Raw genomic sequence first — 22,404 nt, 5'->3', positions numbered from 1 at the left:
TCGCCGCGCCCGAGATGTGACGGGGGTCTACGGTGCGGTAGGCGGTGGCGGCGCGGTCGGCAAAGGGGCCCAGGTGATCGCCATGACCAATGACAAGGATGCCCAACTCGAGCTCTCAGGCAAGCAGGTAGGCCTGCAAGTCAACGCCGATCTCAGCGGACTTGCCATCACGGTGAAGTAAGGGCCGTCGCTCCGTTCGTCGTCCCTGCAGTCGGCCCACTACGCTGAATACAAGGGTCGGCTTTCAGCGTTGGTCAATTCCAAACTTTGGGCCCCCGCCCATCTTCATGCCAGCAGCCTTGGGGTCAAAACCGGGATTGATCCTGAGGGCGATACGTGCCTCGTCGTCACGCAGAAGGTTGGATGGGTGAGATCTGCAAGCTTGGGAAACGCGGCCTCAAGGCGGACGCCGAGTGGATCGAGGCGCATCGCAAGCTCGTCGGGGCCCGCTTCGAAGCATTGGACGAAATCATCAGCGAAATGAAAAAAGAGGGAAGCGATGATTCAGCAAGTTAACAGTCCCGGTGGTGAGTAGCACGGCATGTCAGTCGAGCGCAGAGGGGATCGCGAACTCGTCGTAACGCGGACAAGCCAGCCCGAGCTGTTCCAGCGCTGGTGGGTGCCAAAATCGGCATCCGGCGTTTCGCTCGTATCGTGCGATATGGACGTCCGTACCGGCGGCAAATATCGGCTGGAATTCGGCGCCGGCGGTTCGGACACCATGGCCTTCTACGGCAAGTATCTCGAGGTGGTGCCGAACGAGCGCATCGTCTGGACCAACGACGAGGGCGAAGAGGGCGCGGTCACGACCGTAACCTTCGAGGACCAGGGCGGGAAGACGCTGCTGAATTTCCACGAAATCTATCCGTCCAAGGAGGCGCTTGAGGAAACACTACAGGGCTCGGCGGCCGCATTGCCGGAACAGCTGGAGCAGCTCGACGAATTGCTTTCAAGCAAAGACGAGTAGCGCGGGTCGGGAAACTCGCCTCCGGGGGAACGTATGCTCTTGGGAACTCCACCGGCCATTCCGGAAGGAGCGAGGGCGCAAAGCCGTTGTTGAGCGTGGACCGCAGTTGGCATCGAGCACGATGTCGGACCAGCTTCTCTTCGCCTTGACCAGATTCGAACCTTCCGTCAGGGCTTTCGAATGCGAGAGCTTCTGGCTCACCTGGGACCGAGCTGAAATTGATAACGGCCGCACGTGGCCGCCGTTATCAAGTTTCCCAGTCGGCTTGCGATCAGTCTTCCTCGTCCTCGAATGCTTCTTCGCACGTCCGCCGGAAGGACGGCACGACCATCAGCACGAACATGCCAACCGTTGCGATAAGGAGCATAAGACTGATCGGGCGCGAGATGGTCATTGCGCGGCGAATGTTCGTTTCGAGAAGCGGACCGAGGACGAAGCCAAGTAACGGCGGGCCCGCTTAAATCGCGCGAGAGCGACTAATCAATTTTACATCAAGGACATACGCAAACGGAAACACCAAGATTTTTTGGGTTTGTGCCGTGTGTTTTTGGCGCCGCTTCAAATTAGTTTTGGCCCATCAGGGTTGGCGGCGCAGAGAAAGTTCGGCAGCGCCATTGACCTTCCCATCGTTGGAAGCTCCATCTTGTGACAAAGACAGCGAAAGGAGCACGATCATGGGATCGGTGACCCCCATTAGAACGAACAATCTCGAAGCGATTTCCGCGGCCGCGCTGAGTGCGAGCATACCCGTCGAGGGCATGACCTGCGCGTCCTGCGTCTCCCGCGTTGAAAAGGCGATCCGCGCCGTGCCTGGTGTCACCGAAGCCTCGGTCAACCTCGCAACGGAACGCGCCGATGTTCGCTTCGATGCCAGCACCAAGTCCGCCGACATCGTCAAGGCGATCGAAAATGCAGGGTACGGCGCCGCCGAAGACACGATCGAACTCACAATCGAAGGCATGACCTGCGCCTCCTGCGTCGCGCGCATCGAGAAGGCGCTGAAGACCGTGCCGGGCGTCACGGAAGCCAGTGTCAATCTGGCGACCGAGCGCGCCTCCGTACACGTGACGAAGGGGATCGCAACGGCCGCCGCGCTCGAGGAGGCGGTTCGCGTTGCCGGCTACGCCGCCAAGCGCATCACCGGCGACGAAAGCGTCGACCGCGAAGGCGAGAAGCGCGAACAGGAGACCCGCAAGCTCGCACGCTCGCTGCTGATCGCCGGCGTCCTGACGCTGCCGATCTTCGTGCTCGAAATGGGCTCGCACTTCATCCCGGCCGTGCATGATTTCGTCATGACCAATATCGGCATGCAGGAAAGCTGGTATCTGCAGTTCGTGCTGACGACGCTGGTGCTCTTCGGCCCGGGCCTGCGCTTCTATGAGAAGGGCGTCCCCGCCCTCTTCCGCCTGGCGCCCGACATGAACTCGCTTGTCGCGATCGGCACGTCGGCCGCCTGGATCTATTCGGTCGTCGCAACCTTTGCACCGGATCTGCTGCCTGACGGCACTGCCAACGTCTACTACGAGGCGGCGGCCGTCATCGTCACGCTGATCCTGCTCGGCCGCTTCCTCGAAGCACGCGCCAAGGGCCGGACATCCGAGGCGATCAAGCATCTGATGGGCCTGCAGGCAAAGACCGCCCGCTTGGTCCGCAACGGCGAGACGATCGAGGTCCCGCTTTCCGACGTGCACGCCGGCGATACCGTACTGGTGCGTCCCGGCGACCGGGTTCCGGTCGATGGCAGCGTCATCGACGGCAACTCCTATGTCGACGAATCGATGATTACCGGCGAGCCGGTTCCGGTTGAAAAGATCGCCGGCAGCGAGGTGGTCGGCGGCACGATCAACAAGACCGGCTCCTTCACCTTCCGTGCAACCAAGGTCGGCGCCGACACGGTGCTGGCGCAGATCATCCGCATGGTCGAGCAGGCCCAGGGCGCGAAGCTGCCGATCCAGTCGCTGGTCGATCGCGTCACCGCCTGGTTCGTGCCCGCAGTCATCGCCATCGCGCTTTTGACCTTCGGCATCTGGCTGGTCTTCGGCCCCGATCCGGCGCTGACCTTCGCGCTCGTCAACGGCGTCGCAGTTCTGATCATCGCCTGCCCCTGCGCCATGGGCCTTGCCACCCCGACGTCGATCATGGTCGGCACCGGACGCGCCGCCGAAATGGGCGTACTCTTCCGCAAGGGCGAGGCACTGCAGATGCTGCGCAATGCCGCCGTCATCGCCGTCGACAAGACCGGTACCTTGACCAAGGGACGGCCTGAACTGACCGACCTAGAAACCGCCGCAGGCTTCGACCGCGATACCGTTCTGGCACTGGTCGCCGCCGTCGAAACCCGCTCCGAGCATCCGATCGCCGAAGCAATCGTCGAGGCCGCAAAGACAAAGGGCCTGGCAATCGCCGAGCCGGCGAAGTTCGAGGCCATCCCCGGCTTCGGCGCCAGCGCCGAAGTCACGGGCCGCACCGTCCATGTCGGCGCCGACCGGCTGATGGCGCAGTTGAAGCTCGACGTTTCCGCTTTCGCCGAGCAGGCGACCCGCCTGGGTTCCGAAGGCAAGAGCCCGCTCTATGCGGCGATCGACGGCAAGCTTGCGGCGATCATCGCCGTTGCCGACCCGATCAAGGAGACGACGCCGCAGGCGATCCGCATGCTGCACGAGCTTGGCTTGAAGGTCGCGATGATCACCGGCGACAACCGCCGCACCGCCGAAGCCATCGCCGCCAAGCTCGGCATTGACGAGGTCATCGCCGAAGTCCTGCCCGACGGCAAGGTCGCAGCGCTGAAGAAGCTGAAGCAAGGCGGACGCGCGGTCGCCTTCGTCGGCGACGGCATCAACGACGCGCCGGCGCTGGCCGAAGCCGATGTCGGGCTGGCGATCGGCACCGGCACGGATGTCGCCATCGAAAGCGCCGATGTGGTGCTGATGTCCGGCGATCTGCTCGGTGTCCCGAATGCGATCGCACTGTCGAAGGCGACGATCCGCAACATCAAGGAGAACCTGTTCTGGGCCTTCGCCTATAATGTTGTGCTGATCCCGGTAGCAGCCGGCGCGCTCTATCCGGCCTACGGCCTGCTCTTGTCGCCGATCTTCGCGGCCGGCGCCATGGCATTGTCGAGCGTCTTCGTGCTCGGCAACGCGCTGCGGCTGAGGGCATTCCGCCCGGTCGCGGCAGGACGCGCGGCGTAAGATCGACATTCTCCCCGGCTTCCCGCCACAGCATGGCGGAAGCCGGGGAGAGCCCTTATATTCGAAGGGAATGGCCGCGAAGGCGGCTGCAAGGATGAAATCATGAATATCGGCGAAGCTTCACGCGCCTCCGGCGTCTCGACGAAAATGATCCGCTATTACGAGACGATCGGCCTCATTCCACAGGCCGACCGCAGCGAAGCCGGCTACCGCAACTATGGCGACAACGACGTCCATACGCTGCGCTTCATCCGCCGCTCGCGGGATCTCGGCTTCACCGTCGAGCAGATGGCCGACCTTTTGGCGCTGTGGCGCGACCGATCGCGTGCCAGCGGCGAGGTCAAGAAGATCGCCCTCGAACATGTCGAGATCCTGGAACGCAAGGCGGAGGAGCTGAAGGCGATGAGCCGGACGCTGAAGCATCTCGCGGCCCATTGCCATGGCGACGGACGACCGGACTGTCCTATTCTTGACGATCTGGCCGATGCCGGGAACACCCCAGCAAAGCAGGCGGAGCCCGCCCGTTTCGGCACGGCCGGCATCGATCCTGTTCGCAACCGCCGCCGCGGATGACGTGGTCCCATGCGCTTGGCAAAGTCTCACGCATTCGTGACGGTGCGAAGCGCAAGCGGCATTGACAGGAATCGCGGGCGTTTTTACGGATCGATTATGGAAAAGGTGCGAACCACATATCTGCGTTTGCTGATTGTGCTGAAGCTGGCAGTCATGCTGTCGCTGGCCCTGCTGCCCTATTCCACCGCATCCGGCATGACACATGCGGCCACGCACGGCTCGAAGCAGATCGAAGCGTCCTCAGACAACCCGATCCAGGCAGCGACCGAGCATTGCCCGAGCCTCGACAAGGGCAAGGTGAAGCCGACCCAGGATAGCGGCAAGGCCGACAAGAAGGATTGCTGCAAGACCTTCTGTGCCGCCGTTGCAGTCCTTGCCGATACCGGCGCTAGCCATCCCGTTTTCCCGCGCTCCATCCGCAACTTCGGACCGCAGCCGCAGCTGACCCCAGGTGAGCTCGACGGCCTACATCGCCCTCCAAAAGCCTGACTTTGTGAAGCCGTGACCGCTTCTGCATGTTGCCTTTTATCCTAGCCGATTGAAGGGCAAAAACATGCAGCAGAGCAAAGCGCTGTGGCCGCCTTTTGCGCGTCAACTGAAACGCGAGGCACCGTAGCACGGTCAGCGATGAGGCCCGCCCGGACCACTGCCGGTCGGTCGCCGACCTCTGCCATTCACATTTCAGGTTTGACCATGAAACGTTTGTTTTCCATGGCGCTCCTGCCCATCATTCTGGGCGGATGCGCTGCCACATTGCCTGCCGAGGTTTCAAGCCTTGGCGATCCCGCCGACGGCACCAGCGGAATTCGTAGCCTCCAGTATCGAAGCCCTGTTGTCGGCTATACCCACCGCGAGCCGATCGGCCCGAAGCCGTGGGGTCCATTGAACGACGCCCAATCGCCCAAGAAGGGGGACGCGTCATGATGAGCCGCAAGATCAAGCTGGCGGCGCTCATCGGCCTGCCGCTCGTGCTCGCCGGCTGCGCGACCAACGCAGAGTATTCGGCCAAGGACGCGGGTTTTACGACGGTGGATGCGAAGGTTGCGACAGCTGCGACCAAGAAAAGCGTCTGGATCCAAAACCGAGAACAGGCGGACAAGGTCAATGCCGAGGTCAAGGCGCTCTTGAAGCGCAAGACGATCGACGCTGACACCGCCGTTCAGATCGCGCTTCTCAACAACAAGGGTCTTCAAGCGACCTACGCCGATCTTGGCGATGCCTCGGCGGACGCCTGGCAGGCGACCCTTTTCCTTAACCCCACCGTCTCGATCGGCACGACCGGGATCGGCGCGCCGGAACTCGAAGCCTACCGCGCAATCGAGGGCCTGGTCACCACCAACATCCTGGCGCTGCTGACGCGCGACAAGACCATTGCCATCGCCGATGCCCGTTTTCGCCAGGCGCAACTTTCAGCAGCGCTCAGGACCCTGGAACTTGCCGCTGAAGCCCGTCGCGCCTGGATCGAGGCCGTCGCTGCTTGGGAAACCGTCGGACAGTTGAGCCGGGCCCAGATTGCTGCTGACGCCTCCTCGGAACTTGCCGCCAAGCTCGGTGAAACCGGTGCCATGGGCAAGGGCGCGCAGGCGCGGGAACATGTCTTCAATGCGGAACTTGCCGGACAGGCGGCCGAGGCGCGACTTGCCGCGCGGCTTGCCAAGGAGAACCTCACACGACGGATGGGCCTGTGGGGATCCGATGTCGACTACCAGGTACCGAACCGCCTGCCGGACCTGCCGAAGACGCTTGCCCGCAAGGATAGCATCGAGGCGGAGGCGCTGAAGCGACGCGTCGACTTGCAGATCGCCCGTCTCGATCTCGAGGCCGTCGCAAAATCCTACAAGCTGACCGAGGCGACCCGCTTCGTCACCGATCTGGAACTCGTCGCTGGTGCGGAAGCGGAACGGGAGCAAGAGGATCACGGCACCAAGGTCGAGACGACGGGCCAGTTCGAGCTCGAATTCGTCATCCCGATCTTCGACAGCGGCAACGCGCGCATGCGCAAGGCAGAGCTTGCCCACATGCGCTCGGCCAACCTGCTTGCCGAAAAGGCGGTCAACATCCGCTCCGAGGCGCGCTCCGCCTATGAGGCCTATCGCTCGCGCTACGATATCGCCCGCCACTATCGCAACAGCATCGTGCCGCTGCGCAGCAAGATCGAGGAGGAGGCGACGCTTAGCTACAACGGGATGATCACCAGCACCTTCGAACTGCTTGCCGACGTCAGGGCGAGGGTCGATTCGACCGTTCTCTCAGTCAATGCGAAACGCGATTTCTGGCTCGCCGACAGCGATCTGATGACGGCGATCCACGGTGGCGGATCAGGCGGAGCAGCCGAAGCAACGGCCGCCCCCGCGACGGCGGAAGCCGGCGCTGCAGGGCATTGAGAAGGAATAGGATCATGTTCAACAGAAGACACTTCCTTGGTGCAGGCGCGGCTCTCGTTTCCACCGCCGCATGGGCGCAAACCTCCAACTCCGGCCTGCCCGAAGCGGCAAGCATGGACAATGCCGCGACCCAGAAGCCGCTGGTGCCGACGAGCGGACCTGACTACAACCCGGTCGTCACCCTCAACGGCTGGACACTGCCACACCGCATGAACAACGGCGTCAAGGAATTTCACCTCGTCGCCGAGCCGGTCGAACGCGAAATGGCCGACGGTATGACCGCCTATCTCTGGGGTTACAACGGCCAGTCGCCGGGTCCGACGATCGAGGCGGTCGAAGGCGACCGCGTTCGGATCTTCGTCACCAACAAGCTGCCGGAACACACCACCATCCACTGGCACGGCATGATCCTGCCCTCGGGCATGGATGGCGTGGGCGGACTGTCGCAGCCGCACATCCCCTCGGGCAAGACCTATGTCTACGAGTTCGACCTCGTGAAGTCGGGCACCTTCATGTACCATCCCCACGCCGACGAGATGGTGCAGATGGCCATGGGCATGATGGGCTTCTTCGTGGTGCATCCGAAGGACCCGGACTTCATGCGCGTCGACCGCGACTTCGTGTTCCTGCTCAACGCCTACGACATCGATCCCGGCACCTACGTGCCGAAGATCATGGAGATGACCGACTTCAACATGTGGTGCTGGAACAGCCGGATCTTCCCCGATATCGACCCGCTGGTCGTGTCCAAGAACGACCGGGTGCGGGTGAGGGTCGGAAACCTCACCATGACCAACCATCCGATCCACATGCACGGCTACGATTTCGAGGTAACCTGCACCGATGGCGGCTGGGTGCGGCCGGAGGCGCGGTGGCCGGAAGTGTCGATCGACATCCCCGTCGGCGCCATGCGCGCCTACGAATTCGACGCAAAGTATGAGGGCGACTGGGCGATCCATTGCCACAAATCGCACCACACGATGAATGCGATGGGCCACGATATCCCGACCTTCATCGGCGCCGACAAGACATCGGTCGCGGCGAAGATCCGCAAGGTCAAGCCCGACTACATGCCCATGGGAACGGCCGGCATGGCCGACATGGGCGAAATGGAAATGCCGCTCCCCGACAACACGATCCCGATGATGACCGGCTGGGGTCCGCACGGCGCGTTGGAGATGGGCGGAATGTTCTCGGTGGTGAAGGTGCGCGAAGGCATCTCCGCCGGCGATTACAGCGATCCCGGCTGGTACGAGAACCCGCCGGGAACACAAGCCTGGGAGTGGACCGGCGAACTGCCGGAAGCAACGCGGGCAAAGGGTGCCAAGACCGTGATCACGCCGAAACCATGAAGCAACGGCTGACCACGATGAATTCTCTCAATTCCACCAGGAACCATACGATGAAGAAAACAGCATTCGCTCTGGCGCTCGTTGTCGCCTCTGCCTTCTCCGCCCAGGCGCTCGCATCGGGCAGCCACGCGGGCGGCCACGACAAAGTGTCCGTCGGCGAGCCCGGTGACAGCAAGAAGGCGACGCAGACGATCCGCGTCACGATGAAGGAAACCGACGACGGCAAGATGATCTTCACCCCGGCGACCATCAAGGTGCGTCAGGGCCAGACCGTTCATTTCGCGATCAAGAATGCCGGCGAATTGGCCCATGAATTCGTTCTCGACGACAAGGCGACGATCCAGGAACACAAGATCACCATGGAGAAGTTCCCCGACATGGAGCACGACGACCCGAACGCCATCCGGCTCGAGCCCGGCAAATCCGGCGACATCTACTGGACCTTCACCAATGACGGCACCTTCGAGTTCGCCTGCCTGGTGCCCGGCCACTACGACGCCGGCATGCACGGTCCGCTCTACGTCGTGAAGAAGTAATCCCCGATCATAGAAAAGGATCTGACCATGAAGACCGTAGGTACATTCTTCGCAGCGCTTGCGCTCGCTGCCTCCGCCGCCGCCTTTGCCCTTCCCGCACACGCGGCGGAGTTCACCAAGGGCGTCGTCAAGAAAATCGATACCAAGGCCAAGAAGGTGACGATCGATCATGAAGACCTGAAGAACCTCGACATGCCGGCCATGACCATGGTGTTCCGCGTTGGCGACGATGCGGTGCTTGCCAAGCTCAAGGAAGGCGCCTCGATCGAATTCGTCGCCGACCGGGTCAACGGCAAGCTGACCGTGACCGAAGTCAAGTAAGCTGCGACAAACGGCCCGGGTCGAAATCACGCCGCCCGGGCCGGCACGATGCTATAGTCAGGCAGAACCGGAAAGGAGCGTCCAATGGACGTGTTACGTAGACATTTCGTAGCAGGCGCAATCGCAGGCATCACCCTCTTTGCGACAGCCGCCGCGGCTGCGGCCGGCACCATGGCCATCTACAAGGATCCGCAATGCGGCTGCTGCGAGCAATGGGCCGAGGCGATGGAGGCGGCCGGCTACAAGGTCGAGGTGCACGACGAGGCCGATATGTCGGCGATCAAGACGCGCTTCGCGGTGCCCGCCGACGTGGAAGGCTGCCATACGGCAGTAGTCGACAGCTACGTCATCGAGGGGCATGTGCCGCTGGAAGCGGTTCGCAAGCTTCTCTCTGAGCGGCCCGATATCGCCGGCATCGCCGTGCCCGGCATGCCCGCAGGCTCGCTCGGCATGGGCAATGACCCGCAGGCGTCCTACGACGTCTATACGATCGCCAAGGCAGGCGCCCAGTCGACGGTCTACTATCAGGTCCGTCCGGCGAATTAGGGCATTGGCTGCAAAGCGGCAGCGCTTCGGCCCCGAAGCGCCTCGCAAGCACGAAACCTGGGCGCTTCCTCTTTCGTCGGAAGCGTCTGGCCCCCAATGAAGCTCAGCCTCGCAGGAAGCTAGCGCTTCTCCAGTTCGACCGTGGATCCCAGCGCCTGCGGCTCCCCGACCTCGACGGCGTGCCCATCCGGATCATAGAAACGGAACACGCGCTGCCCCCAATCCTGCCGTTCGACCGGATGGATCAGTTCCACATGGGGCGCGACGCGTGCGAAAGCTGCGTCGACATCATCGTGTTCGAAATACAGGAGCAGGTTTCCTCGCCCATAGGGTTCCGCCGAGGCGAGTTCTTCCCGCCAGACTGTTCGCTCGAGCGAGCGGCCTTCGTGGACGGCAAAGCCGCTCTCGAAGAGGACGAAGTTTCCGAAGTCCTCGCGAACTGTCAGGCCGAGCGTCTTCTCGTAGAATTCCCGCGACCGGGCGATGTCGTGGACGAAAGGGATCGGATTGACGAAGCGCATGGACTTCCTTTCGCGAAGACTGCCGCTCGGACCAAAGCTTGCCTAAAGTTTTCACGTTGAAAGATGGCAAAGAGAATGCCGTTCGCGAAGCCCTCTCGGGCTCGGCCGTTTCATGGTAGCGCGCCTGTTTGCGATCTCTACGCGGTCAGACCACCTGCCAAGTGCCATCGTCGCTGCGCGCGAGCATCGGGGTCTGGAACACCCCCACGACGCGTTCCGGCCAATAAGGCGCGAGGTTGGCGAGCGGCTGTCGCCAGCGCTCGGTCTGCAGCATGGCGGCGCCGATCGCGACCGGCTCGATGCCGCAAGCCTCCATCAGGGTCAGCCCGGCCAGGATCGACGTGCCGCTCGATATCACGTCGTCGATCAGCGCGACACGTCGCCCCTCGAGCAGTGGAAGCATGCGCGGATCGACGTAGAGCCGCTTCTTCTGGTCCGGCGTCGTGATCGAGGAGAGCGGCACCGACAGGTCGTCGACATACCAGAATTTTCTTGATGTACCGAGCGGCACGTAGCGGCTATGGCCGAGCTTGCGCGCAACGGCAGAAGTAAGCGTCAGGCCCAATGTCGGGAGACCGGCCACGACATCGGGCTCGAAGGCGGCAAGCTTTGCCGCAAGTTCGGTGGCCAGCGCATCTTCCACCGCAAAGCTCGCCTGGTTGACGATCAGCGAGGCGAGCGCGTGCCTGCCATCCGAGAGCGGCCGGATCGGCAGCAATATCTGGCGGCCGTCGCCGAGCGTTGCCGGGAAGAAATCGCGATAACCCGCCTGAATGCCGAAACTTTTCGGCGGGTAGACCTCCTGCCAGAAGTCGTGAGGCTGCATCGGTTCCGTCCTCGTCTGCGCATTTCGCCCGGATTGAAAGGCGACCCAAAAAGCCGGTTCGCTGTTCTGATCCCGGTGGTTTTCGTCTATACCGTTTGCGACTTCGATCAAACCGAAAGGGCACCGTGCAGCGAGCAAAGCGCGCGGAATTCACAAGCCCTTCGCCAGATGAACCACGGGAATACCTGAACATGCGCCTGCCAGACGGAATTGCTGACGACCTCGCCTTCCTCACGGACTTCCGTCGCGATCTGCATGCCCATCCGGAACTCGGGTTCGAGGAGGAGCGCACCAGCGACCTCGTTGCCAAATGGCTCGAGGCCGCCGGGCTAAAGGTCCATCGAGGCTTGGGAAAAACCGGCGTCGTCGGCACCCTGCAAGTGGGCAACGGCACGCGCTCGATCGGTCTTCGCGCCGACATGGACGCACTCGCCATGCCCGAAATCGCCGACCGACCCTACAAGTCCCGCGAAGCCGGCAAGATGCATGCCTGCGGCCATGACGGCCACACCACATTACTGCTCGGTGCCGCCCGCCATCTGGCAAAGACCCGCAATTTCTCAGGCACCGTTCATTTCATTTTCCAACCGGCCGAGGAAGGCCGCGGCGGCGCGAAGCGCATGGTCGAGGAAGGGCTGTTTCAGCGTTTTCCCTGCGACGCCGTCTACGGTCTGCACAACATGCCCGGCCTCGATCCGGACGAAATCGCCGTCGTCGCCGGGCCGCAGCTCGCCTCCTCGGACAGCTGGCGTCTGACCTTCCGCGGTGTCGGAACCCACGGTGCCAAGCCGCATCTCGGCCGCGACCCCGTAACGGCGGCCGGTACCTTCCTTGCCTCGCTGCAGTCGATCGTCGGCCGCGTCGTCGATCCCTTGCAACCGGCCGTCGTCAGCGCCTGCTCCGTGCGTGCCGGCGACCCAAAAGCACTGAACGTGATCCCCGACATCGTGGAAATCGGCGGCACCGCCCGCGCCTATACACCCGAAGTGCGCGACCAGCTCGAAACCGAGATCGGACGACTGGCCCGGGGCACGGCGGAAATGTACGGGATTGCGGTCGACTACGAATTCGAGCGCCGCATCCCACCCGTCGTCAACGATGGCGATGCGACCGCCCGGGCGCTGAAGGCGGCCCAAGCCGTCTTCGGCAAAAAGACCCGCACGGCATTTCCGCCCTCCACCGCCGGCGACGATTTCGCCTTTTTCGGGCTCGAAGCTCCGGGCTGCTATGTGTGGCTCGGCAACGGCCCCGCCGTCGACGGCGCGCTGCATCACAACACCGCCTATGATTTCAACGACGCCGCGATCGGCCCGGGCGTTGCCTTCTGGTCGACGCTGGTGGAGCAGGAGCTGCCGCGCGCCGAATAGCGCGCGCCAGCCCGGGCGCGTGGCCGCAAATCACCCGAAGATGCGCAATTTCAGGGGCTTGTATCAGTTCTCTGAACGGAGAAGTGATCTGTCCCATTGGAGCTGAGAGCGGATCGCACAGGCGGCTTAAACCGAGCTGACCGCGCGAGTTACACCTCAAAGCACTTCCAATATCGGGCTTTCCATCAGTTTGCCGATTGCGACATCGGCGATGCCGCGGTCGGTCTGGTGCGGTCCGGCGTTGCAGGCGAGCGTCGCGCCAAAACAGGCCTTGAAGACCAGATAGGGTGGCTGCCAATCCACAATGCGGCCAACAGCATCGCGAAGTTCTGCGAAGCCGGCAGCTATCTCCGCGAGCGGCTGTTCCGAAACCAACCCGCAAATCGGTAGCGGCAGGAGAACGTCAACCTTGCCGCCGGACGCGACGGCCATGCCGCCGCCGGCGGCGATCACCGCATTGGCCGCCACAGCCATGTCTGCAGCGTTGCCACCGAAGACGGTGAGGTTGTGGCTGTCGTGCGAGACCGTGGTGGCGAAGGCCCCGCGCCAGGCGCCCCAACCCGAAAGCAAGCCGACGCGTGGCCGGCTGTCAGCGCGCCCGTGGCGGTGCGCGACTGCGATCACCGTAGTCCCCTCGGGCGGCACGACGAAGCCGCCTTCCACCTCGGCAACTGCTTCGGCCCATTGGGTGAAACGCGGGCGATCGATGGTCGCGACGCGCACCTTCGTTCCGGCAGCGCAGATGCGGAAATCGGCCTCTGCGAGCGGTGCAATTTTCATCGTGCCGTATAACGGCGCGACATCGATGTCAGTCAGCGGCTCGATCATGTCACCGCTCTTCGCGATGACCTTGCCGTCGACGATCACCGTGCGCGTGCGGAACTCGCTCAGGTCCTCGAAGACCACGATATCCGCCCGGCGTCCGGGCGCAACGAGCCCCAGATCGTGCCGGCCGAGCCGGACGGCACCGTTGAGCGTCGCCGCCCGTAGCGCCCATTCGGCGGGCAGGCCGTAGCGGACCAACCGGCGGACGACATCATCAAGGCCGCCAGCGCGGGCGAGATCGTCCGGAAAGACGTCGTCGGTACAGAGCGTCACCGTCTGAGGAAGATGGCCTAGGGCATTGAGGGTATTGACGAACTCAGGCAACAGGTGATCGTGCGAGCCGCGCAGTTCAATCGACAACCCTGCTCTCAGCTTCGCCATCAGATCGTCGCCGGACACGAGCTCGTGGTCGGAGCTGACGCCTGCGGTGACGAACGCCTGAAGGTCGGTGCCGGCAAGGCTGCGCGCATGGCCGTTGACCGGCTTGCCGGCGGCGAGCCCGGCCTGGACGATAGCGCTGATGCGCGCCTCGCCGTCGATGACGCCGCGCATGTTCATCATCTCGGCAATGCCGCCGATTTCCGGCCAGCTCAAAATGTCGGCGATGATGCCCGCGTCGAAATCGGCGCCGGCCAGTTCCAGACCCGGCGCCGACGGTACGCTGGACGGCGCCAGCAGAACGGTGCGCAGCGGCAGATCGCGAATGGCATCCGCAGCCCACCGCACTCCAGCGACACCGTTGACGTTGCCGAACTCATGCGGGTCCCAGACAACGGTCGTGACACCACGCGGCAGCACCGCGTTGGCATAGGTCGCCGGTGTCACCATCGAACTTTCGACATGCATATGCGTATCGATCAGGCCAGGTGAAACGAAGGCACCGCCCGCATCGATGATATCAGCCGCGTCGCTGCGCGTGCCGGGCTCGTGCACGCTCGCGATCAACGATCCGACCAGACCGATATCGGCCGGACGAAGCTCGCCGGTGACCACGTCGACCAGCGTCCCGCCTTGTATCAGGATGTCGAAGGGTTGCTCACCGCGCGCTGCGGCCACCGCGCGGGTCCGGAGCGCCGCATCGGCCAGGTCCTGAGGCTGCAGCACGGAGTTCATTTCTGCGCTTCTTTCATCAACGCACCCAGGATCTGGGCCCGCGTCGTCTCGACGTGTGCGTCAACGGCGTATTCGGCATTGAAGGTCGCATGGCTCGCGCGGGTTTCGACGACGGTACGCCCTCGCGTCAGGGATCCGCCAAGCTCGACATCGATACGTGCGCTCTTAAAGGAGACTGCGCCGGGGTTGACGAAGGCGACGGCGGCTGAGGGGTCATAGATCGCCATGCCCGGGCGTCCACGGCTGGTACCGATCGAGATGTATCCGGCAAGCAGATCGGCGATCAGCGCGGCATTGACGCCGCCGGCCGAGCGGATCGGCGCAACGTCGTCCGGATAGGCAAAGACCTTGCGGCAGAGATCGAGATCGACCATGCGCAGCGGCAGGCCGTGCGCGAGCACGATGGCAAGCGCCTCCGGATCGGCAAAGGCGTTGAATTCGGCGGAGGCTGTGTGGTTGCCGCTGGTGACGCCGCCGCCCATCCAGGTAAGGTCGGTGATGCGCGCGGCAAGGTCCGGGCGGGCAAGGCAGAGGGCGCCAAGGTTGGTGAGCGGCCCGAGAGCGAGAATGCGCTTTGGCCCTTCCTGTTCCAACCAGGCTGAGAGAGCAGCGAAAGCGTCGCTTTGCGGCAGTGCATCGGCTCGCGGCAGCGTCAGCCCGGCGGTCGGCATGCCGGCCTCGCCGAGAATACGTTCGGCAGTCTCAAGCCTGCCAAGCACTGGCGAGGCGCGGCCCTCATGGATGGGGAAGTTCCAGCCGAAGGCGAGCGCGGCACTGGCGGCGTTGCGCTTCACCTGTTCGATCGGCGTGTTGCCGAAGACGAGCGAAACGCCGTCGATTTCTTCAGCGGCATGAAGGACGACAAGCACCGCGGCGATGTCGTCGAAGCCCATGTCCGTATCGATCCAGACACCCATATGACGTCAACCGAACTTCTTGAGGCGCGCAGCCTTGTCGACCGGGAGATCGAAGGCAATCGTAGAGCCGGTTTCGCGCGCCGCCAATGCGGCATCTTCCTCGGCCTTGATGGCACCGAGCGGCGTATCGAGCAGGTATTCGCGCGTGCTGCCGGAGAAAGAGGCTCCGCGCACGGTGCCTTGGAAAGGACCTGAACCAAGGGTCACCATGCGCGGACGCCACGCAAGCCCTGCCGTGTCAGGCGGCAGGGATCCGGAAAGATCGATCGGGCCGTTGCCGACCGCAAGCTTGCCGCCCTCGACGGCAAAGATGTTCTCGAAGCCGACGAAATCGGCGACGAAGCGCGAGATCGGGCGGTTGTAGATATCCTCGGGCGTGCCGATCTGCTCAATCGCGCCGTTGAGCATGACGACGATCCGATCCGCCAGCGACAGGGCTTCGCCCTGGTCGTGGGTGACGAAGATCATCGTGACGCCGGTTTCCTTCTGGACGCGCTGCAATTCCGTTCGCATTTCGAGGCGCAGGCGGGCGTCGAGGTTCGACAGCGGCTCGTCGAGAAGCAGCACCTTCGGCTCCATGACCATCGAGCGCGCCAGCGCCACGCGCTGCTGCTGGCCGCCCGAGAGTTCGCCCGGCTTACGGGCGGAGAACTTCGAAAGCCCGACCGACTTCAGCCCGGCCGTTACCTTGCTCTCGATCTCTGTCGCCGGCAGCTTCTTCAGCCGCAGGCCGAAGGCGACGTTTTCGAACACGGTCAGGTGCGGGAACAGTGCATAGGACTGGAAGACTAGACCGACGGAGCGCTTGTTTGCGGAGACCCGAGTGATATCGGCACCGTCGAGCCTGATGGCACCGGAGGCCGGCGTCAGCAGGCCGGCGATCGAGCGCATCGTCGTCGTCTTGCCGCAACCGGACGGTCCGAGGAACGCCACGAGTTCGCCCTTGCGGATCGAAAGGTCGAGATCCTTCACCGCAACGGTATCGCCATAGGCGAGCGTCAGTTTTTCAAGGCTGAGGAAGGCGGCGTCAGACATAGCGAGAGAATCCCAGGAAGCGTTCGGCAAGGAAGACGATGCCGATGGACATGAAGGCGAGCAGTGCCGAGAGGGCGGCGACCGACGGATCGTAGGTGATCTCCATGTAGGAGAGCATGTCGATCGGCAGCGTGCGCACGCCGGGGCCGGAAAGGAAGAGCGATACCGGCACCTGGTTGAAGCTCGTGACGAAGCCGAGGATGAAGGCGGCCAAGATGCCGCTGCGGATGTTCGGCATCACCACGCGGAAGAAGGCGCCGGCGCGCGAGGAGCCGAGCAGCACGGCCGCCTCCTCGATGTCGGAGCGCAGGTTGTTGAGGCTCGCCGAGACCACCCGCACCGCATAGGGCAGAACCAGCGCCGTATGCGCGAGAAACAGGGTCAGCGTGATGTTGAAACCGAAGGGCACGACGATGTAGCGCAGCAGCGCCAGGCCGACGATGATGCCCGGCACAATGATCGGCAGCGACACGATCGTGCGGATGGTTTCGCCGAACGGCAGCTTGTAGCGTGAAAGCGCATAGGACGCGGGAACGCCAAGCACAAGCGCCGCAGCCGTACCGCCGATCGCCAAAAGCATCGAGATCGCGAAGCTCTCGCGGAAGCTCTCGACAGTGAAGACCTTGGCGACCCATTTGAGCGAGAAGCCCTGCGGTGGGAAGGCCAGCGTCTCGCCGCCTGAAAGCGAGGCGGCGACGATGATGAAGAACGGCCCTATCAGGAAGCCAATCACCAGGAAGAGCACAAGGGGTGAAAAGACGCGGGGTGTCATCGCTTGTTCCTCGCGGTGGCAAGCCGTTTCAAAAGAAGATTGGCGGCAAAGCTCATGACGATCAAAATGAAGGCGATGACGCTGGCTGCGACGAAATCGTTGGCGACGGTGACGCGCTGGTAGAGCAGCGTTTCGAGCATCAGCACCTTGGAACCGCCGAGGATCGCAGGCGTGATGTAGGCCGTCAGCGAGCCGGTGAAGACCAGCGTGCCGCCGATCACAAGGCCCTCTTTGGTGAGCGGCAGGATCACCTTGAAGAACACCTGGAACCAGTTGGCGCCAAGAACACGCGCCGCAGGAATTGCATCCTTCGGCATGTTCTCAAGCGCGCTGATCAAGGACAGGATCATCAGCGGCAGGAAGAGCTGAAGGAGACCGATGAAGACGGCCGTTTCGGTAAAGAGAAAGCGGATCGGCTCATCCGAGAGGCCGACCAGTTGCAGCGCCTGGTTAACGATGCCGGTGCGGCCGAGGATGACGATCCAGGCATAGGTGCGGGCAACCGACGAGATCATCAGCGGCAGCACGACGAGGCCGATCATCTGCCCCTTGTTGCGCGGCGTCAGATTGACGATGGCAAAGGCCGCGGCATAGCCAATGACCGCCGAAACAGCGGTGACCATCAGACCAAGTCGGAAGGTACGCAGGAAGACGGTGCGGTTCAGCGGATCCGAGAAAAAGGTCGTATAGGCCGACAGCGACCAGCTGTCGGCGTTGCGAAAGCCTTCCGCCAGCAGGATCACCACCGGCGCAAGAAAGACGATCGCCGCAAAGACCGCTGCGGGCAGAGCGAGCGCCAGGGCTTCGGCGCGGTTCTGAAACATCCTTCTTCCTTTCAAGGCATCAAGTAGAGCGGCCTGCCCGTCCCGGTGGCCGTGGCTCCACCGGCCGAAAAGTTCGGCCGATGGAGTTCAGTTGTTTGGCTTACTGGCCGACCTGCGCGTTCCACTCCGACAGCCACGCTTCGCGGTTGTCGAGGGCAACAGCCGAGGGGATCAGCTTCAGGTTCTTCACCGTCTCTTCGCCGTAGGTCAGGTTCTCGGCGATCTCCGGCGAAACCTTGACGTCCTTGTTGGCCGGGCTGTCGACCAGCTTTTCGGCGAGCGCCGTCTGGATTTCGGTCGAGAGCCAGAAATCCATGAACTGAAGCGCCAAGTCCTGGTTCTTGCCGCCCTTGGTCAGCACCATCACATTCATGCCGCCGGTCTGGCCTTCCTTCGGCGTTGCCCACTTGATTGGCAGGCCGAGCTTGGTGAAGCCTTCCCAAGAGAAGCGGCCGATCGGTGCGGCCCAGATCTCTTCCTGCTGCATCAACTGCACGAGCTGCGAAGACTTGACGTAGAAGGTGACGATGTCGTCCTTCTTGGCACCGACGGCGGCAATCGCTTCCTTGAGGTCCGGCGTATTCTTGCCGATGGCCTCGCCAACCATGTAGAGCGCCGGCGGGCCTTGGTTGGTCGTGACGTTCGGGAAGGCGACGTGGCTGGCGTTCTTCTCGTCGAGCAGATCGGCCCAGGAATTCACTTCCATCTTGTCCGAGCGATAGACGATCGAGGTTGCGTAGAAGGTGTAGCCGACGCTCATGCCGTCGCCGTTCGGATCCTTGGCAAGGTCATAGAGCTTGTTGAAGTTCTGGAGCTTCGAGGTGTCGATCTTTTCGATCAGGTCAGCGCGCGAAGCCGAGAGCGCGTCGGCCATCGAAACGACGGCCATGTCGACAACCGGGCTTGCCTTGTTGGCTTCCATCTTTGCCAGGCGCTCGACGCTGTTGCCGGTTTCGACCACCAGCTTGCAACCGCACTTCTGCTCAAACGGCGTGTAGACAAGCTCCTTGAATGCGTCCTGGGCAAAGCCGTAGACGGAAATTGTGAGCGTCTTTTCCTGAGCAGACGCGGCAGGGGCGACGAGCAAGAGCGCGCTCGAGGCAAGCAGGAACTTCTTCATGACTGGTGTCCTCCTTCGGTGACGGATGTGGCTGCGGTGGCAGTGGTATGAACGGGTTGAAGCGCGGGCGGTGCGGCGGCCGATTGCCTGACGACCAGATGCATCGGCACTTTCGACTTCTCGGCCGTGACCGGTGCGCCGATCTCGGGATCGAACGGATCGCGCTCGCGGATCGCCTTGACGAGCGCGGCAACGGCAATCGCGGCAATCTCGGTCATGTCCATGCGCGCGGTCGTGAGCGCTGGAGTGATAACCGGCGACCAGATCAGATCGTCAAAACCGGTCACGCTCGCCTTTTCCGGAACATTGATGCCGGCGCGCTGCAATTCGGTCAGTGCCCGGAGCGCATGGAGATCGGAGATGCAGGCAAACGCGGTGTAGCCTTCCGCCACCTTCCCGGCGAGCCCGAGCGGACAGCCCTTTCCGGACACTTTCTCCAAGGGCTCGATCCAGAGCGTGTCGGTATGAAGCCCTTGGCCGAAGACGGAGCGGATGCCGCCGGCGCGGTCGTTCTGCACGTTCGAGGCGGGATTGTTGCCGATGATCAGCACGCGCCGGTGCCCGAGCGCCTTCAGGTGCTCGGCGATCTGCTGGCCGCCACCCCAGTGGTCGGCGGCAACCGTGTTGCCGGGCGTCGAGGGCGTATCGATGACGGCAACCGGACAGCCGACATCGGCGACGCGGGTACCGCGCCGCGGCACGATCACCAGGCCGTCGACGTCGCGGTCGATCAGCCGCTCGATCGCCTTGGTCTGGGTCGAGACGTCGCCGCGCGAGTCCGCAATCAGCACGCCGTAGCCCGACGACGAGGCGGCAAGCTCGATCGCCTGGGCGATCTGGGGGAAGAGCGGATTGGCGATATCGGGAAGAACGAGACCGATGACGCCGGTGCGACCGGTCCTGAGCGCCCTGCCCGCCTGGCTCGGTACGTAACCGAGCTCGGCCGCGGTCGCGCGGATCTTCTCCACCATTTCGGCAGACACGCGGCCCTTGCCGGAGAGCGCGTTCGAAACCGTGGCTGCGGACACGCCGAGCGCTCTGGCAATCCTCGTTAGTTTTGGTCCGGAACGCGCCAAAATCCGTGGTTTCCGCTATCGCATGATTAAACGATTAATCATGCGATATATCAGAATCTCCTGGGTGTCGAATCCTTTTGTCGACGTGTTGCATTTTGCAATTTTCGAGGGAAAATCGTCATGAATAACAATCGACGTCCCCCCTTATTCCAAGCCGGCAATCCTGCATAAAGCTTATGGAGAAGACCGTTCAAAATCAGAGTTGGGTGGCGGCCCAATTCGCCGGAACCAAACTGGTCCGTGAAGGCTCCCTGATATATCTCGAAAGTGCGCCGGACGACGGAAGGCGAAATACGCGTATGCCCATCCGCCACGGCCGCGGGTACAATTTTCAACTTCGACGGACAAAAGAAACCAATTTTCCCACTAAATTACTAGGGAATAAGTATGATGCATCGCAATCATCCGGTGCGTACATTCGGGTGGCGACGCGATCCGCGTGACAGGCACAATGCAGGAGTTTGGGACATGACTGGCACTATCATCGGTTTTGGCAAGACCGCGGGACAAGCCCGCCGCGCACGAGGGGCAACTCTGGCTGCCGCCACACTGGCGCTCGCTCTGTCGACGAGCACAGCCGTCTTCGCCGAGGACGCCAAGTTTGACCCCAACGCCTCGATCACCATCGGCTCGCTCTACGAGCCGCAGAACCTCGACAACACCGCCGGCGCCGGCCAGGGCATCAACGAAGCCTTCAACTGCAATGTCTATGAAGCGCTGTTCACGCTGACCGATGCGGGCGACGTCCAGCCGGGTCTGGTCGCCGAGCAGAGCGTCAGCGAAGACGGCCTTACCTACACGTTCAAGCTTCGCCCTGGCGTTGCCTTCCATTCCGGCGACCCGCTCACCGCAGCCGACGTGAAGTACAGCATCGAGCGCGTGACCGCCGAGCAATCCAAGAGTTCGCGCAAGAAGAGCCTTTCGACGATCAGCGCGATTGAGACGCCCGATGACCAAACCGTCGTCGTCAAGCTGTCCGCACGCTCGATCTCGCTCCCCTACAATCTGAGCTACGTCTGGATCGTCAACGATGCGGCAAAGGACCTGAACGCCAGCGAAGACGGCACCGGCCCCTATCGCCTCGACGAATGGCGCCGCGGCTCGTCGCTGGCATTGACCCGCAACGACAAATATTGGGGCACAGCACCGACCAATGGCGAAGTCGTCTTCCAGTACTTCACCGACGCAACCGCACTCAACAATGCGCTTCTGACCGGCGCGGTCGACATCATCACCAGTGTCCAGAGCCCGGACTCGATCGCCCAGTTCAAGGACAATCCTGACTTCACCGTAACCGCCGGCCAGTCGACCACCAAGCAACTGCTTGCCTTCAACGACCGCGTCGCCCCCTTTGACAACGTCAAGGTCAGGAAGGCGATCGCCCGCGCCATCGACGACAAGAAGTTGCTGACCTCGATCTGGGGCGAGTACGGCACGCTGATCGGCTCCTTCGTGCCGCCGACCGATCCCTGGTACGTGGACCTCACCGCCGTCGACACCTATGACGTCGAAAGCGCCAAGGCGCTCCTGAAGGAAGCAGGCTTTGCCGATGGCTTCACCTTCAAGCTCGACACGCCGAACTACGACCCGCACCCGATCGTCGCCCAGTTCATCCAGAGCGAACTCGCCAAGGTGAACATCAAGGTCGAGATCAACGTGATCACCGCCAACGAATGGTACACGAAGGTCTACAAGGCACATGATTTCCAGGCGACGCTGCAGGAGCACGTCAACCACCGCGACATCGTCTTCTACGGCAACCCGGACTTCTACTGGGGTTACAACAACCCCAAGGTTGTCGACCTGATCAAGGCCTCGGAAGCCGCCGCCAACACCGACGAGCAGACCGCCAAGCTCAAGGAAGCCAACACGATCATCGCCGAGGATGCCGCCAGCAACTGGCTCTATCTTTATCCGCAAATCGTCGTTTCGAGCTCGGCTGTGTCAGGCTACCCGGTGAATGGTCTGAACTCGCAGTTCTTTGCCTACGGCATCAAGAAGAGCGAGCAGTAAGCGAAACGACTTCCGCTTTTCGCGGCAATGAAGAGCCCCCGGATCCAATCCGGGGGCTTTGCGTTCCGCAAGCTTGCTTGGCCTCGCCCGAGCCGTTTCGGCCAGTCCGATACAGGCCACACTAA

At 62.7% G+C, this 22,404-nt stretch carries 20 protein-coding genes and 3 pseudogenes; 14 read left to right on the top strand and 9 right to left on the bottom strand.

The features are described from left to right. The 12 genes and pseudogenes from ASE60_RS15920 to ASE60_RS15870 all read left to right on the top strand — a co-directional run. A pseudogene (locus ASE60_RS15920) lies at positions 1-181 on the top strand (hypothetical protein); the annotation flags it as partial. Between the two features lie 159 nt (positions 182-340). Continuing rightward, a pseudogene (locus tag ASE60_RS15915) lies at positions 341-516 on the top strand (ArsR family transcriptional regulator); the annotation flags it as partial. A gap of 25 nt (positions 517-541) precedes the next feature. Then, on the top strand, positions 542-967 hold the full coding sequence (locus ASE60_RS15910; RefSeq protein WP_082615887.1) for an SRPBCC domain-containing protein: 426 nt from the start codon (positions 542-544) through the stop codon (positions 965-967). 674 nt (positions 968-1,641) lie between these two features. Beyond that, a complete protein-coding gene (locus tag ASE60_RS15905; protein WP_082615886.1) occupies positions 1,642-4,158 on the top strand; it encodes a heavy metal translocating P-type ATPase in 2,517 nt (838 codons plus the stop codon). 102 nt (positions 4,159-4,260) lie between these two features. Next, positions 4,261-4,731: a Cu(I)-responsive transcriptional regulator gene (cueR, locus tag ASE60_RS15900; RefSeq protein ID WP_057251535.1), complete on the top strand. Its 471-nt coding sequence runs from the start codon at positions 4,261-4,263 to the stop codon at positions 4,729-4,731. A gap of 96 nt (positions 4,732-4,827) precedes the next feature. Then, entirely contained in the window at positions 4,828-5,220 is a 393-nt protein-coding gene (locus tag ASE60_RS15895) for a hypothetical protein (protein WP_057251534.1), read from the top strand. Between the two features lie 204 nt (positions 5,221-5,424). Further along, the gene (locus ASE60_RS33825) at positions 5,425-5,655 is read left to right on the top strand and encodes a hypothetical protein (protein WP_082615889.1); all 231 of its coding nucleotides are present in this window, start codon (positions 5,425-5,427) and stop codon (positions 5,653-5,655) included. Next, positions 5,652-7,115, top strand: a complete 1,464-nt coding sequence (locus tag ASE60_RS15890; RefSeq protein WP_057251533.1) for a TolC family protein — start codon at positions 5,652-5,654, stop codon at positions 7,113-7,115. The genes ASE60_RS33825 and ASE60_RS15890 overlap by 4 nt, the downstream gene beginning before the upstream one ends. Before the next feature lie 14 nt (positions 7,116-7,129). Further along, the gene (locus ASE60_RS15885) at positions 7,130-8,467 is read left to right on the top strand and encodes a copper oxidase (protein ID WP_057251532.1); all 1,338 of its coding nucleotides are present in this window, start codon (positions 7,130-7,132) and stop codon (positions 8,465-8,467) included. 50 nt (positions 8,468-8,517) lie between these two features. After that, the gene (locus ASE60_RS15880) at positions 8,518-9,003 is read left to right on the top strand and encodes a plastocyanin/azurin family copper-binding protein (protein ID WP_057251541.1); all 486 of its coding nucleotides are present in this window, start codon (positions 8,518-8,520) and stop codon (positions 9,001-9,003) included. A gap of 27 nt (positions 9,004-9,030) precedes the next feature. Further along, positions 9,031-9,324, top strand: a complete 294-nt coding sequence (locus ASE60_RS15875) for a copper-binding protein (protein WP_057251531.1) — start codon at positions 9,031-9,033, stop codon at positions 9,322-9,324. Between the two features lie 84 nt (positions 9,325-9,408). Beyond that, on the top strand, positions 9,409-9,870 hold the full coding sequence (locus ASE60_RS15870; RefSeq protein WP_082615885.1) for a DUF411 domain-containing protein: 462 nt from the start codon (positions 9,409-9,411) through the stop codon (positions 9,868-9,870). Between the two features lie 119 nt (positions 9,871-9,989). Here the strand turns inward: ASE60_RS15870 and ASE60_RS15865 are convergent, their stop codons facing one another. Further along, entirely contained in the window at positions 9,990-10,391 is a 402-nt protein-coding gene (locus ASE60_RS15865) for a VOC family protein (protein ID WP_057251530.1), read from the bottom strand. Between the two features lie 145 nt (positions 10,392-10,536). Continuing rightward, positions 10,537-11,223 (bottom strand): annotated as a pseudogene (locus ASE60_RS15860) (phosphoribosyltransferase); the annotation flags it as partial. A gap of 185 nt (positions 11,224-11,408) precedes the next feature. Here ASE60_RS15860 and ASE60_RS15855 point away from each other — a divergent pair. Then, the gene (locus ASE60_RS15855; protein ID WP_057251529.1) at positions 11,409-12,584 is read left to right on the top strand and encodes a M20 aminoacylase family protein; all 1,176 of its coding nucleotides are present in this window, start codon (positions 11,409-11,411) and stop codon (positions 12,582-12,584) included. A 156-nt stretch (positions 12,585-12,740) separates the two neighbouring features. On the opposite strand, the gene ASE60_RS15850 is transcribed toward ASE60_RS15855, so the two are convergent. From ASE60_RS15850 to ASE60_RS15820, 7 genes are all read right to left on the bottom strand, one after another. Next, positions 12,741-14,522, bottom strand: a complete 1,782-nt coding sequence (locus ASE60_RS15850; RefSeq protein WP_057251528.1) for an adenine deaminase C-terminal domain-containing protein — start codon at positions 14,520-14,522, stop codon at positions 12,741-12,743. Then, complete coding sequence (locus tag ASE60_RS15845; protein ID WP_057251527.1) at positions 14,519-15,439, bottom strand: nucleoside hydrolase; 921 nt, start codon at positions 15,437-15,439, stop codon at positions 14,519-14,521. The genes ASE60_RS15850 and ASE60_RS15845 overlap by 4 nt, the downstream gene beginning before the upstream one ends. A 6-nt stretch (positions 15,440-15,445) precedes the next feature. After that, complete coding sequence (locus tag ASE60_RS15840; protein ID WP_057251526.1) at positions 15,446-16,474, bottom strand: ABC transporter ATP-binding protein; 1,029 nt, start codon at positions 16,472-16,474, stop codon at positions 15,446-15,448. Then, complete coding sequence (locus ASE60_RS15835) at positions 16,467-17,246, bottom strand: ABC transporter permease (protein WP_057251525.1); 780 nt, start codon at positions 17,244-17,246, stop codon at positions 16,467-16,469. Before ASE60_RS15835 ends, ASE60_RS15840 begins: the two co-directional genes overlap by 8 nt. Beyond that, complete coding sequence (locus ASE60_RS15830) at positions 17,243-18,070, bottom strand: ABC transporter permease (RefSeq protein WP_057251524.1); 828 nt, start codon at positions 18,068-18,070, stop codon at positions 17,243-17,245. The genes ASE60_RS15835 and ASE60_RS15830 overlap by 4 nt, the downstream gene beginning before the upstream one ends. 100 nt (positions 18,071-18,170) lie before the next feature. Beyond that, positions 18,171-19,190: an ABC transporter substrate-binding protein gene (locus ASE60_RS15825; RefSeq protein WP_057251523.1), complete on the bottom strand. Its 1,020-nt coding sequence runs from the start codon at positions 19,188-19,190 to the stop codon at positions 18,171-18,173. Then, positions 19,187-20,266, bottom strand: coding sequence for a LacI family DNA-binding transcriptional regulator (locus ASE60_RS15820; protein ID WP_057251522.1), 1,080 nt, complete (start codon positions 20,264-20,266; stop codon positions 19,187-19,189). The genes ASE60_RS15825 and ASE60_RS15820 overlap by 4 nt, the downstream gene beginning before the upstream one ends. Positions 20,267-20,734: 468 nt before the next feature. On the opposite strand from ASE60_RS15820, the gene ASE60_RS15815 reads away from it, so the two are divergent. After that, positions 20,735-22,279, top strand: coding sequence for an ABC transporter substrate-binding protein (locus ASE60_RS15815; protein ID WP_057251521.1), 1,545 nt, complete (start codon positions 20,735-20,737; stop codon positions 22,277-22,279). Positions 22,280-22,404 lie beyond the last annotated feature (125 nt).

Source organism: Ensifer sp. Root278 (genome assembly GCF_001429285.1).
In the GTDB taxonomy this organism is placed as follows: Bacteria; Pseudomonadota; Alphaproteobacteria; order Rhizobiales; family Rhizobiaceae; genus Ensifer.
This window is presented reverse-complemented; position numbering and strand designations above follow the sequence as displayed.

What these genes read in the sequence shown, in the direction of transcription:
- ASE60_RS15865 (WP_057251530.1), bottom strand. Translation starts at nt 10,391, where the DNA reads ATGCGCTTCGTCAATCCGATCCCTTTCGTCCACGACATCGCCCGGTCG.
- ASE60_RS15815 (WP_057251521.1), top strand. Translation starts at nt 20,735, where the DNA reads ATGACTGGCACTATCATCGGTTTTGGCAAGACCGCGGGACAAGCCCGC.
- ASE60_RS15855 (WP_057251529.1), top strand. Translation starts at nt 11,409, where the DNA reads ATGCGCCTGCCAGACGGAATTGCTGACGACCTCGCCTTCCTCACGGAC.
- ASE60_RS15895 (WP_057251534.1), top strand. Translation starts at nt 4,828, where the DNA reads ATGGAAAAGGTGCGAACCACATATCTGCGTTTGCTGATTGTGCTGAAG.
- ASE60_RS33825 (WP_082615889.1), top strand. Translation starts at nt 5,425, where the DNA reads ATGAAACGTTTGTTTTCCATGGCGCTCCTGCCCATCATTCTGGGCGGA.
- ASE60_RS15870 (WP_082615885.1), top strand. Translation starts at nt 9,409, where the DNA reads ATGGACGTGTTACGTAGACATTTCGTAGCAGGCGCAATCGCAGGCATC.
- ASE60_RS15880 (WP_057251541.1), top strand. Translation starts at nt 8,518, where the DNA reads ATGAAGAAAACAGCATTCGCTCTGGCGCTCGTTGTCGCCTCTGCCTTC.
- ASE60_RS15905 (WP_082615886.1), top strand. Translation starts at nt 1,642, where the DNA reads ATGGGATCGGTGACCCCCATTAGAACGAACAATCTCGAAGCGATTTCC.
- ASE60_RS15850 (WP_057251528.1), bottom strand. Translation starts at nt 14,522, where the DNA reads ATGAACTCCGTGCTGCAGCCTCAGGACCTGGCCGATGCGGCGCTCCGG.
- ASE60_RS15890 (WP_057251533.1), top strand. Translation starts at nt 5,652, where the DNA reads ATGATGAGCCGCAAGATCAAGCTGGCGGCGCTCATCGGCCTGCCGCTC.
- ASE60_RS15835 (WP_057251525.1), bottom strand. Translation starts at nt 17,246, where the DNA reads ATGACACCCCGCGTCTTTTCACCCCTTGTGCTCTTCCTGGTGATTGGC.
- ASE60_RS15840 (WP_057251526.1), bottom strand. Translation starts at nt 16,474, where the DNA reads ATGTCTGACGCCGCCTTCCTCAGCCTTGAAAAACTGACGCTCGCCTAT.
- ASE60_RS15910 (WP_082615887.1), top strand. Translation starts at nt 542, where the DNA reads ATGTCAGTCGAGCGCAGAGGGGATCGCGAACTCGTCGTAACGCGGACA.
- ASE60_RS15885 (WP_057251532.1), top strand. Translation starts at nt 7,130, where the DNA reads ATGTTCAACAGAAGACACTTCCTTGGTGCAGGCGCGGCTCTCGTTTCC.
- cueR (WP_057251535.1), top strand. Translation starts at nt 4,261, where the DNA reads ATGAATATCGGCGAAGCTTCACGCGCCTCCGGCGTCTCGACGAAAATG.
- ASE60_RS15825 (WP_057251523.1), bottom strand. Translation starts at nt 19,190, where the DNA reads ATGAAGAAGTTCCTGCTTGCCTCGAGCGCGCTCTTGCTCGTCGCCCCT.
- ASE60_RS15845 (WP_057251527.1), bottom strand. Translation starts at nt 15,439, where the DNA reads ATGGGTGTCTGGATCGATACGGACATGGGCTTCGACGACATCGCCGCG.
- ASE60_RS15875 (WP_057251531.1), top strand. Translation starts at nt 9,031, where the DNA reads ATGAAGACCGTAGGTACATTCTTCGCAGCGCTTGCGCTCGCTGCCTCC.
- ASE60_RS15830 (WP_057251524.1), bottom strand. Translation starts at nt 18,070, where the DNA reads ATGTTTCAGAACCGCGCCGAAGCCCTGGCGCTCGCTCTGCCCGCAGCG.